The organism is Rahnella bonaserana, assembly GCF_019049675.1.
GTDB lineage: Bacteria > Pseudomonadota > Gammaproteobacteria > Enterobacterales > Enterobacteriaceae > Rahnella > Rahnella bonaserana.
The window spans coordinates 424,178-436,995 of sequence record NZ_JAFMOW010000066.1 but is presented as its reverse complement, the minus strand read 5'-3'; the positions used below and the strand labels follow the sequence as shown (position 1 = coordinate 436,995).

At 50.3% G+C, this 12,818-nt stretch carries 7 protein-coding genes; 3 read left to right on the top strand and 4 right to left on the bottom strand.

All coding sequences use genetic code 11. From position 1 onward, the window contains the following. Position 1 precedes the first annotated feature (1 nt). Positions 2-652, top strand: a complete 651-nt coding sequence (gene rcsB, locus J1778_RS19540) for a response regulator transcription factor RcsB (protein WP_013574620.1) — start codon at positions 2-4, stop codon at positions 650-652. 285 nt (positions 653-937) lie between these two features. After that, on the top strand, positions 938-1,132 hold the full coding sequence (locus J1778_RS19535) for a hypothetical protein (protein ID WP_217174561.1): 195 nt from the start codon (positions 938-940) through the stop codon (positions 1,130-1,132). A gap of 83 nt (positions 1,133-1,215) precedes the next feature. Here the strand turns inward: J1778_RS19535 and J1778_RS19530 are convergent, their stop codons facing one another. The 3 genes from J1778_RS19530 to gyrA form a co-directional block, all read right to left on the bottom strand. Continuing rightward, complete coding sequence (locus tag J1778_RS19530) at positions 1,216-1,863, bottom strand: hypothetical protein (protein WP_217174560.1); 648 nt, start codon at positions 1,861-1,863, stop codon at positions 1,216-1,218. A 268-nt stretch (positions 1,864-2,131) separates the two neighbouring features. Beyond that, positions 2,132-4,990 (bottom strand): two-component system sensor histidine kinase RcsC, encoded by a 2,859-nt coding sequence (gene rcsC, locus J1778_RS19525; protein WP_217174559.1) that lies wholly within the window; start codon positions 4,988-4,990, stop codon positions 2,132-2,134. A 137-nt stretch (positions 4,991-5,127) separates the two neighbouring features. After that, the gene (gene gyrA, locus J1778_RS19520; RefSeq protein WP_217174558.1) at positions 5,128-7,779 is read right to left on the bottom strand and encodes a DNA topoisomerase (ATP-hydrolyzing) subunit A; all 2,652 of its coding nucleotides are present in this window, start codon (positions 7,777-7,779) and stop codon (positions 5,128-5,130) included. Between the two features lie 259 nt (positions 7,780-8,038). On the opposite strand from gyrA, the gene ubiG reads away from it, so the two are divergent. Further along, entirely contained in the window at positions 8,039-8,761 is a 723-nt protein-coding gene (gene ubiG, locus J1778_RS19515) for a bifunctional 2-polyprenyl-6-hydroxyphenol methylase/3-demethylubiquinol 3-O-methyltransferase UbiG (protein WP_217174557.1), read from the top strand. Positions 8,762-8,831: 70 nt separating this feature from the next. Here ubiG and J1778_RS19510 read toward each other — a convergent pair whose 3' ends face one another. Next, positions 8,832-12,572: an autotransporter outer membrane beta-barrel domain-containing protein gene (locus J1778_RS19510; protein WP_217174556.1), complete on the bottom strand. Its 3,741-nt coding sequence runs from the start codon at positions 12,570-12,572 to the stop codon at positions 8,832-8,834. Positions 12,573-12,818 lie beyond the last annotated feature (246 nt).

The window sequence follows — 12,818 nt, the reverse complement described above, 5'->3', positions numbered from 1 at the left end:
CATGAATAATATGAACGTAATTATTGCTGATGACCATCCTATCGTCCTGTTTGGTATTCGTAAGTCCCTTGAACAAATTGAATGGGTGAATGTTGTAGGCGAGTTCGAGGATTCCACGGCACTGGTTAACAGCTTAAGCAAACTCGACGCCCATGTTCTGATCACCGACCTGTCCATGCCGGGTGACAAATTCGGCGATGGCATCACGCTGATCAAATACATCAAACGCCATTATCCGCAGTTATCCATTATTGTTCTGACCATGAACAATAACCCGGCGATCCTGAGCTCTGTTCTGGATCTGGATATCGAAGGGATTGTGCTTAAGCAAGGCGCGCCAACTGACCTGCCTAAAGCACTGGCTGCATTGCAGAAAGGCAAGAAGTTCACGCCGGACAGCGTGGCGAAATTGCTGGAAAAAATCAGCGCCAATGGTTACGGCGACAAACGCCTGTCTCCGAAAGAAAGTGAAGTTCTGCGCCTGTTCGCAGAAGGCTTCCTGGTGACTGAGATTGCTAAAAAGCTGAACCGCAGCATCAAGACCATCAGCAGCCAGAAGAAATCTGCGATGCTGAAACTGGGCGTGGAAAATGATATCGCCCTGCTGAACTACCTGTCTTCCGTCAGCTCACAGCCGGTGGATAAAGACTAACGTTCAGAAAGCGATGTTATTACCGTGACCCGTCCTGATATAGGTTGACCCTTTTCAGCCTTTAAACGCCCGATGAATCTCATCGGGCGTTTTGTTTTTTTTACTACAAATTGAGATGCCAGGTGTTGTGGATTTGCACCGACTCTCTTACCATCATAAGCCGTTCGTTGGCCCAGGGATGCATTAACTCAGATAAATAGTTGTCTGGAGATGACAGGTCAAGATCATTAATGGCTGGCAGGTTTACCTGCACTCACATCAGTGCAATAACTAAAGGAATAGATAATGAGAACTCAGGTTGTAGAGAATTTGGTCAATACAATCGAAAAAATCGCTGAAGATACTGGATTGTCTGAAGATGAATATTTGCTGGCGCTGGCTATCTCAATGGCGACGTTGATGAAACGCAAAGGCAGTAACCTGATGGATATTGATATAAATGAACTGACACTAAGCGAAGCTGGTGCTTCAGTGCATTAATAGCCTTTCAAGCTCCTTTCAGTATTCCACACGTCTTATATAAGATATCTGTACAGCTGAAGGCACCGGGTGGTGCCTTTTTATTATCTCAGGCGAACCAATTTCTTAAAGAAATTATATTCGCTATTACGCCCTGAAATATTAATTTTCAACGCGTAGTTCTTATCACGTAATATATTACATGCCACAGCGATTCTTTTAGGCGTCCAGACATATTGCTCACCGCCAAATAGGCCAAATACCTTTTGCCGTAAAGGAGAGTTTTTTAAACCCGCTTTCATAACCCGACTCACGATAGTGGCACAGTTCTTTGAAAGTGGAGAAAACGAAGGCGCGCCACCACTTATTATTTTATCCCACATTATCTGCATGTTACGCGAATCAAACTCTCTCAGACCAAAGATAACATGTGGACAATCGCCCTCAGATGAAACATCACTTTCATAGTCACTGGTAGTAAACTCAAACCGATGCGCCCGGTGATTGAAGAGGTTTTCTCTGACGGCTGGCGATTTAAATAAAAAGGAGGAAAGACCACTTCGGGATTTTTCCGGCCACCAACTGACGTAAGAAGATTTCGAACTTAAGTCTCCAATCACCATCGCAGCATGCCCAAAGTGATGATTCTCAGGATACCAGATCAAAACCCAGGCATTAATTTCCCCGGTAAAGGCGCAGTTTTTTGAATTCAAAATAGCATAATCGCGAAGTGATTTTATATTTTCAAGCATAGTGTTTTTATAATGGTATTCTTTTTAAGAAATTTAGTTAATTAAATGACAACCTGTCTGGATAATAAATACACTGCAATATCCTTTTTTCATAATCGGACCATATTCTATAAACAGCATACATTTATCAAGTGAATATATTATTAAGTAATTTTCAACAGACAGGATATGAGTTATTTAATTCACCACTCTCTTCAAAAAAAACAACAGGAACAATAGCCTAAAAAAAAGCACCCGGAGGTGCTTTGTTTATTACTTATTTTACCTGTCAGGATTGGCGCTTTCTTCGAACCAGCGCGCTGTAATAACGCAGCGTATCGCGCAGGGTTTCCAGCGTGACCGGCTTAGATAAACAGTTATCCATACCGGCTTCCAGACAGCGCTGACGCTGTTCGGCCAGCGCATTCGCAGTCACGCCAATCACCGGCAACGTGTGGCCGAGTTCGCGCAGCTTCTGCGTCAGTCCATAACCATCGAGTCGTGGCATGTTAACGTCGCTGAGTACAATATCAATTTCATGCGCACGCATGGCGTCCAGCGCATCCATCCCGTCATTTGCCGTTACCACGATATACCCCATGGTGCCCAGCTGGTCAGCAAGCAGACGACGGTTAATCGGATGATCATCGACCACCAGCAAAGTGACATCGCTGTAATCCTGCGCCGTGGCTTCAGGAAGCGCCGGAATGCCCTCTTCCGTTTCAGCCTCAAGACGATAAATGCGGTTAAGCAGCGCGGTGATTTCCAGCGGCGTTGACGTGCTGTGCACCCAGTAACCCGGACGCGTTTCGACCGGCGGACCGATATGATCGATAGAGAACTCGATTTGCGCCGCCAGTTCACCCTGATGGATGCGCGGAGTATCGGTGATTAACACGTCTTCACGCTGGCTTTGCAGCCCCGGTTCGCAGCGCTGAACATTCGCACCGTAGTAGCGCATCAGCTGCATCAGGTAGCTTTCCAGATACGCATTACGCACATCCAGCCAGACGGTTTTGTCCTGCCAGTTATCCAGCGGTTCGCCCGACGGGAAAGTGGCGTTATAGAGCGGAATACGCACCGTAAATGAACTACCCAGCCCCGGCTCGGATTCAACATCGATATCACCGTCCATCAGGTTGATCAGTTTTTCGCAAATCGCCAGTCCGAGACCGGTGCCCTGGAAATGACGCTGCACGCCGGTACCGACCTGGAAGAACGGGTCAAACAGACGGGTGATCTCACGTTCCGGGATCCCCACGCCGGTATCACGTACCTGGAATTCGAGGTAATTTCCGCAGGTTCTGACATTAAGAACAATGCAGCCGGTATCGGTGAATTTAATCGCGTTGTTGAGAATATTGGAAATGACCTGCTGCAAACGTACCGGGTCACCATTGAATGACAGCGGCACGTTGTGTTCGATAAAGCAGTAAAGCCCCAGACGCTTTTTCACCACCAGCGGCAAATAGTTACCGGCAATATGCGTGATAACTTCACGACAGGAGAATTCCTGTGGCTCTATTTTCAGCTGCTCGGATTCAATTTTCGAGAAATCGAGTATGTCGCTGATAATTTTAAGCAGCAGCGCCGAGGAGTTATTCATCGCCGTCACCAACCGGTCAACACCCTGCGGCAGCCCCTGAGTTTGCAGTAAATCAAGGTTACCGATGATGCCGTACAGCGGCGTGCGTAGTTCATGGCTGACGGTTGCCAGAAACATCGATTTCGACTGGCTGGCCTGCTCGGCGGCATTGGCCATTTCCTGCAGCGATTCTTCCATCTTGACGCGCGAACTGACGTCGATCAGCACGCAGATTGCCACGTCTTCATTACGATAACGCGAATGCACGAAGCTCAGCTGGATGTTGTTATTGTTCTTGGTGATGACATCGACAAAGTTGGTTTGCTGGTCGCAGATGATGCGCGTAATACGCTGCCGGTCTTCCTGTGTCAGCATATTGATGTAGTTGTGCGCCAGTTCGTTACTCAAAATGTTGACGCCATCGCTGATACGCAGAATCGAAATGCCGACCGGTGCTGAGGCCACGATTTTATGGTTGAACTGCTCATGCTCTTCGAGACGGAAGGCGTTTTCCTCGGCGGGTAAAAACATTTTGCGCTCAAAGACCCAGGCCAGAATAAATAACAGCAGGCCTGAGAAAATATTAAGTAACACCGCATTAAATATCAGGATTTTAAATCGCTCGATGACCGTATTAAACGGCATCGAATACACCACACTCAGTGAGGAAGGCGTCAGCGGTTTTTTATAGACCAGATCCTTGTAGCCATTCACATAACCAAAGAATGAGCTTTCTTCAGGGATATTGGCCAGTGGCGCGGTGGCACGGTTATCCTCAGAAATGTTCAGCAGCGGCTGATCGTCCGCATCCAGCAGCGTGACGGAGGTATGTTGCGCATTCGGATTGACCAAATCTTCCATACGAAGATTTTGCTGAATGCCCATCAGCGCTTCCAGCTTATTGCCGACATAAATCGGTGTCAGAACATAGAGGTAACCGGAATCTTTATTACTGCCCTGCGACACCCAGTACAGACTGTTTTCTTTATCCTGACTCTTGCCGTTACGGTATTGCAGGATTTTTTCATGCAATGATTTGAGCTGATCCTGACTGGCACGCTCGAACGGTTCGCTGCTGATACCAAAATCAACCAGACACAGGTTCGCTCCGCCAATGAAAAACACCCTGTTCAGATCGTACGCATCGGAAAAATTATCTTTCCAGTAGTGGATCATGTTACCGAGAGTACTCAGGGAGTTACGGTAGCTGTCATTAATCTGCGAACAATCGGATTCAGGAAACAGGGAAAGATACGTCGGCTGAACGTTTTTGGTGCTGATCATGCCATTGATGATATCCAGCCCGTTCATTGAATCGCTCAGCCGCTTTTCCGCCATGAACTTAATACTGTGCATGACGTCATTGGAGTTCTTGATGTAGCTCTGCGCGAGATCGTAATTGAAGTTGTCTTCATCACGGATTTCGGATTCTTTGTTATGGAAAATATTGAGCACATAAAAGGTGGTCAGCAACACACCCAGTGTCCACAACATGAGCGCCAGCACCCGGAACAGATAGCGGGATATTTTTAGCGTTGTTCGAAACGAAGCAAGATATTTCAAGGATTAACCATAATTCTGGCGGCTCTTCAGAGCGGATTGAGTAACAGAATACACTAAGCGGTAGTTTCTCAAAAATATGAAGTTAATAAAAAAGGCATAACAAATGTTATGCCTTTTTGTCATCTGACGAAGAAAACTTATTCTTCTTCGTCGTCAGCTGGCTGATCGTCTTCACCTTCCGCGTCGTCTGGTAAATCGGCCGCTTGTGCCGCTTCCAGTTCGCCCGCTTCGGTGGCTACGCCATCCAGTTCTTCATCTTCTACCGGTTCTGCAACACGTTGCAGGCCGACCACGTGCTCACCGTCTGCGGTACGGATAAGCGTCACACCCTGGGTGTTACGGCCTACGGTACTCACTTCGGAAACACGGGTACGTACAAGTGTACCGGCATCAGTGATCATCATGATCTGATCCGCTTCATCAACCTGGATCGCGCCAACAACCGGTCCGTTACGCTCGCTCACTTTGATCGAGATAACGCCCTGCGTTGCACGAGATTTGGTTGGGTATTCGGTGGATTCAGTACGTTTACCGAAGCCGTTTTCAGTCACAGTCAGGATACAACCGTCACCGCGTGGGATGATCAGTGACACAACGCTGTCGCCTTCGCCCAGACGGATACCGCGAACACCGGTCGCCGTACGGCCCATCGAGCGGACCGCTTGTTCAGAGAAGCGCACCACTTTACCGGCCGCAGAGAACAGCATGACTTCGTCTTTACCGTCAGTCAGGTCAACACCAATCAGCTCATCGCCCTCGTTGAGGTTGATGGCGATGATGCCAGCGCTGCGTGGGCGGCTGAAATCGGTCAGTGCGGTTTTCTTCACGGTACCGCTCGCCGTTGCCATGAACACATGACGGCCTTCTTCATACTCGCGTACTGGCAGAATGGCGGTAATACGTTCGTTCGGCTCAAGCGGCAACAGGTTGACGATAGGACGACCGCGGGCACCGCGGCTGGCTTCCGGCAACTGATAGACTTTCATCCAGTACAGACGTCCGCGACTTGAGAACATCAGAATGGTGTCATGGGTGTTAGCCACCAGCAGACGGTCGATGAAGTCTTCTTCTTTAATACGTGCTGCTGACTTGCCTTTACCGCCGCGACGCTGCGCTTCGTAATCGGTCAGAGGCTGGTATTTCACGTAGCCCTGATGCGACAAGGTCACCACAACGTCTTCCTGGTTGATCAGGTCTTCGATGTTGATGTCAGAGGTATTGGCAGTGATTTCGGTACGACGCGGATCGTTATACTGATCGCGGATCGCTTCCAGTTCTTCACGAATGACTTCCATCAGACGGTCAGGGCTGGACAGGATGAACAGCAGCTCGGCGATTTGTACCAGCAGCTCTTTGTATTCATCCAGCAGTTTTTCGTGCTCAAGACCGGTCAGTTTCTGCAAGCGCAGATCCAGAATGGCTTGTGCCTGCTGCTCAGTCAGGAAGTATTTTCCATCATGAATACCAAACTGCGGCTCCAGCCATTCAGGACGGGCGGCATCATCACCGGCACTTGCCAGCATGGCTGACACGTTACCCAGATCCCATGAACGCGCGACCAGGCCTGCTTTCGCTTCAGCCGGTGTCGGTGCAGCACGGATTAATTCAATGATCGGGTCGATGTTTGCCAGCGCGATGGCCAGTGCTTCAAGGATATGAGCACGGTCGCGGGCTTTACGCAGTTCGAAGATGGTACGACGCGTGACGACTTCGCGGCGGTGACGAACGAACGCAGACAGGATTTCTTTCAGACCGAGAATTTTCGGCTGACCCTGGTGCAGTGCCACCATGTTGATACCGAAAGACGTCTGCAGTTGCGTCAGTGAATACAGGTTATTCAGCACCACTTCACCGACTGCATCACGTTTGATTTCAATGACGATACGCATGCCGTCTTTGTCAGACTCATCGCGCAGCGCACTGATACCTTCAACGCGTTTTTCTTTCACCAGCTCGGCGATCTTTTCGATCAGACGGGCTTTGTTCACCTGATACGGGATCTCGTGAACAATGATGGTTTCGCGACCGGTTTTCGCATCCGCTTCCACTTCAGCACGGGCACGGATATAAATCTTGCCACGGCCGGTACGGTAAGCTTCTTCGATGCCACGGCGACCGTTGATGATTGCCGCTGTCGGGAAGTCTGGCCCCGGGATGTGTTCCATCAGCCCTTCAATGCTGATGTTTTCATCTTCAATGTACGCCAGACAGCCGTTGATAACCTCGGTGAGGTTATGCGGCGGAATGTTCGTCGCCATACCTACCGCGATACCAGACGAGCCGTTAACCAGCAGGTTTGGAATGCGTGTAGGCATAACAGAAGGAATTTGTTCGGTGCCGTCATAGTTTGGCACGAAATCGACAGTTTCTTTTTCTAAGTCTGCCAGCAATTCGTGAGCAATTTTTGACATGCGGATTTCGGTATAACGCATGGCGGCTGCGGAGTCACCATCCACTGACCCGAAGTTACCCTGCCCGTCCACCAGCATATAGCGAAGTGAGAAAGGCTGAGCCATACGAACGATGGTGTCATAAACCGCGGTATCACCGTGTGGGTGATATTTACCGATAACGTCACCGACCACACGGGCCGATTTTTTGTAGGCTTTATTCCAGTCGTTACCGAGGACATTCATTGCGAAAAGTACGCGGCGGTGCACCGGTTTCAAACCATCGCGCACATCTGGTAACGCACGTCCGACAATAACGGACATCGCATAATCCAAATAAGAGTTTTTCAGCTCTTCTTCGATGTTAATCGGTGTGATTTCTCTGGCAAGGTCGCTCATGGAGCTGCTATCCCTCTACTGATTATTCATGGCCGCTGCCCACGTAGGCATATATAGCGCAAAGGTGTAAAACTATACCACAAACCAGCCAAACGTGGAAAACAACCGCCCCCTTTTGCGTACTATTATCCAACGCGTTTCAAACCTTTGCACGCCAGGCTTCATTTCGTATAAACATTAGCCAAAACGACAAAACTGAGCCAAAGCAGATGGAATATGTATAATCCGCTAATCAAGTTATAAGGAGTTACTCACGCTCATGACAACCACACCGTCTGCAACACCGCAAAACATCGACCATGAAGAAATCGCCAAATTTGAAGCCGTGGCCTCGCGCTGGTGGGATCTGGAAGGCGAATTCAAACCGCTGCACCGCATCAATCCGCTGCGTCTGAACTATATTCTCGAACGCGCTGACGGCCTGTTCGGCAAGAACGTGCTGGACGTCGGCTGTGGCGGCGGGATTTTGAGTGAAAGCATGGCGGTGGCGGGCGCGAAAGTCACAGGTCTGGATATGGGCGGCGAACCCTTACAGGTAGCACGTTTGCATGCGCTGGAAAGTGGTGTGAAAGTCGATTACGTGCAGGAAACGGTAGAAGCACATGCCGAAGCACATCCGCAGCAATATGATGTGGTGACCTGCATGGAAATGCTGGAGCACGTGCCGGATCCGGCTTCAGTCGTTGCCGCCTGCGCGCGTCTGGTCAAACCCGGCGGTCATGTGTTCTTCTCCACCATCAACCGCAATAATAAAGCCTGGCTGATGGCGATTTTCGGCGCTGAATATGTTTTGAAAATGGTGCCGAAAGGCACGCACGACATCAAAAAATTCATCAAGCCGTCTGAATTGCTCGGCATGATTGACCGCACATCGCTGTACGAGCGTCACATTATGGGTCTTCACTACAACCCGCTGACCGACCATTTCAAACTCGGGCCAAATGTAGATGTGAACTACATGATCCACACTCAGGCACTGTAATATTTTGCCTGCATAAAAGGGTACAGTTTGCGCTGTACCCTTTTTTTTATTTTCTGGCTAATCCACTGATTTACCAGCGTATACTCACCCCAACGGCCGCTTCGGTTTGGGAAAAATCATCTGACCCTTCCTGTTGCCCGACCTTGCCCCAGACCGTAGTATTCTCGCCCAAATTGCCACTGATCCCGGTACTCAGTTCGGCACTGTCTTTAGCGGTGTTGTCGGTAAAATCCACTCCATCCACATTCAGGGAAGTTTCCGCACTGTTATGGCGATAATTCGCTTCGATAAAAGGTTTGAGATGCAGCGCCGGCGTCGGATGAATATCCCATTCGCTGCGCAACCCTAAGCGCGTCTGAACGTTACTATCGCCGTCTTGTGTCACTTTCGACTGATTCGAGGCGGTAAAATCTTTCTGCTTCACGCCCTGATAAATCACCTGCGCCTGCGGTTGCAAGGTCCAGTTCCACTGATTTCCCTGCATCAGAGTGAAACGGTATCCGCCTTCCAGTGAGGCCAGAAGACCGGAAGAGTGATAATTATCGTCACCCGTGCCGTCTTCACTGACGCTGTTATCAAACCAGGCATATTGCAACCAGCTGTCGAGATACGCGCCCTGATGGTCGTGCGCATCCTGATACCACGAACCGGTCAGCCCCACGGCATAACCCTGACTATCATTATCTGATTTACGCCCGGTCAGCGCGCTGGTGCTGTCGCCGTGGCTGTTACTGTAGCCGCCGACGACACCGGCCAGGATTTCGCCTTCGCCCAGGTTATCTCTGAGGAAATTGCCGCTGATCTGCGCGACGGTGGTGTCATTGCTGCTGTCAATCTGGTGGCTGAAGGTTGAGCTGTCGCGCGACGAATCCACCCGTAGCTTAATATTGTCATGACCGGCGCCAGCGTGATCCTGCGCAGTCATGCTGAACGCATTATTGGCGATACGCAGGTTGCTCATGTAACTGCCCGTTTTCGGGTTCAGCACCGGTGAAAAATCATCAGCACCGGGAACAGGCTCAGGTTGCGGATCTGGCGTTACCACCTGCGAACGTAAATACCAGTCCTGATTATCCTGCACCAGCGAATAGTCGTAGGCACCCATATTGATGTATTGCTGATCGCCCGCCAGATGGAAATCTGCCGCATTATTATAAAGTTGCGGATCAGCAACGAAATCGACGACTTTGATCCCGGTTTGCGTGGCCTGTCCGATACCACTGACCGGCACTATCGCCAGGGCGGTATCACCGGCTGTATTGCCATTAAGAATCAGTTGATCGGTTGCCGATGCGTCGCCATTCATTTCCGTTTCCAGCACCAGAGTGCCGCCGCCGGTGTAATCGCCGTTAACTGTCAGTGAATCCCCTGCCGTGCCGTTCTCAAGGCTGGCGGTTCCCGTACTGTTATCAAGGCTGCCGTTTACCGTCACACCGGATAAATACGTCAATGCGTCGAGGGACATATTCGTGTTCAGCGTGCCTTGCAACGCCATACCGGACGTGGCATTCACCAGCGTGCCGCCAGCGCCTGTAAACAGGCTGGCATCCAGCGCCGAAGCCGTGTCCTGATGGGTCAGTACCAGCTGAGTGTCATCGGAAATCAACACCTTACCGGCGGAATCTGTATCAATGCTTCGCACCTGCTGATCCAGGCCGGTGACGAACATGGCATTTGCGCCGACATACAATGAAGAGGCGTCAGCGATAATATTTTTCGCGCCACCCTGCAAGGTGCCCTGCTCGACACGCACAGCGGAATGGCTGCTGCCTGAATCATCCAGTATCAGCGTACCGTTGCCGGTTTTCGTGAACGTGGTGTTAACGTCCGCCTGCGCGCCGGTGCTGTCTGCCGTCAGGCCGCCCCATTGCGTGGTCACGCCGTCGTCCACCTGCATCGTCCCTGAGGCCCGCATTTCAATATCCCGCGCCTCACCGGTTTGTGCGGAGGTGGTATCGACCTGCCCGCTGGCATCGCCAGGAGCAGCCACTTCCAGCGTACTGGCCTGTGCCGGATCGGTGAAAATCACCTGCCGGTTATAGGCTTCATCGCCGAGCTGAGAATTAGCGGTGACCTGCAATGTGCCGGAGGCAATTTGTGTTGTGCCCAGATAAGCATTGTTATCTGCCAGCGTGACGCGTCCGTTTCCGGCATTAATCACCACATACACACCATCACCGGCTGAGGTACCGTCACCGATGTGATAGTCATTGCCCGCCCCGAGAGTAACCAGATCGGCATTACCAATGACCGTGCCGCCTGAACCTGTGATTGCCAGGCCGTCGTTTATCTGATTCGTTGTACCGTTAAACGTCGACATATCTGATAAATCCAGTACACCGCCGTCGAGCACGATGGACTGCGGATCGGCCTGCAATATCGCTAAATCATCAGCATCGCCCTGGACGCTGAGCACAGCGTTTTGTTCCACCACAATGTCGCCTTCCAGCCCCATGGACTGCGCGCCGGTCAGGGTAAAACTGCCGTTTTCTGCCACTGTCAGGTCACCTGCCCCGGTAGTCGTCCCCGCCATGGTGCCGCTGTTAACAATCACATTGCCACCGGCATCAATATTGAGCGTGCTGTTTTCGTAGCCGGTAAAGGTATTTTTGAAGGTTTGCTGAGTGCTGCCGACATTGAGGATCGCCGTATTATTCGCGACAGTATCACTGCCTAATATGATGCCCTGGCAGGATCCCTGGCCGGCCTGGCAAGGGGTTTCGCCGACGTTAATTAAGGTATCGTCACGCCCGAGCGTGACCGTGCCCTCTAAAATATCGAAGACACCTGTAAAACCGCTGTTATCAGCATTAAGTACCAGCTCACCCGCACCGCGTTTGAAAATCGCACCATAACCGGCGATCGAGTCATAGGCACCGTCGTTTTCCGTACTGCCGATAACCAATTTTTTATCTGCGGCAATATTAAAATCAGCCTCACTGTGACCGAGATACATAAACCCACCGCCCGTCGCGTCAGGTTCATTGCCGTAGTTGTCTGCAACATTGTCGTGGTAGTACGCCACACCATTGTTATCGTCATAATCCTCGTCGATTCTGATATCAATGAGGAACGGCGTAGACATGCTGTTGGTATAAATCGCGCCGCCCTGCCCCTCTGCCTGATTGCCGGTAAACTCGCTGTTGGTGATCACCAGGTTGCCATGCGAATTTGTCGTATTGTCTGTGGCGTCTATTGCGCCGCCGCTGCCATTTCCGTTATTCCCGTTTCCGCTGGTTTTCGCCTGATTATCCTCAAATAAAACATTCGTCAGGCGAACTTTATTATTCAGGGAATAGATGGCACCGCCCTTACCTTCACTGGCAATGTTGCCTGAAAATACGCCATTGATAATGGTGAGATCACCCACACCGCGGTCATTCGACCCATTCATATAGATTGCGCCGCCATAATCATTGGCAACATTATCCGTAAAGCCGGTGTTTTCTAAATAAACCGAAGAGTTTTCATTAGCATAAATCGCCCCGCCGCTGCCGCTGCTGTGATTATCTGTAAACAAACTGGAACCGGTTGAATTTTCGGGGAGGATCGCCAGCGACGTATTACTGTCCAGGTGAACAGCACCGCCGGATGCGTAGGACACCGTCTCGCCGGAGAAAATCATTTCAGCGCCATCGGCAACGGTGTAGGTATTGAGCGTTTGATTTCCCAGGGTGGTGGCGCCCGCATCACAACTTTCGGTTATCTGCATGCCTGAACAGGCCGGCAGGGTGTCTGCAAAAACGGCCTCTGAAAAAGACTGTAAATTACAGGCTAAAAACAAACACATCGTGATTTTATTAAATACCATTGCAATTCATTCCCACACCTGATGAAGAGCGGGGAAGGTAATATGCACGGGGCTGGGAGGCCACTTAATGATAAATTTAGAATATATAAACAACATCATTTATTCATGATAAGTATTTATAATAAGACTCATTTTTCTCAAAAGCGCACCGTTGAGAAAATGAACAAACGTGTGTAGTAATGCTACTCTGCAGCGCTTTCCGGCCAGTGCCGCAATGCCAAATCGTCAGCGGTTGCAAGTCATTTT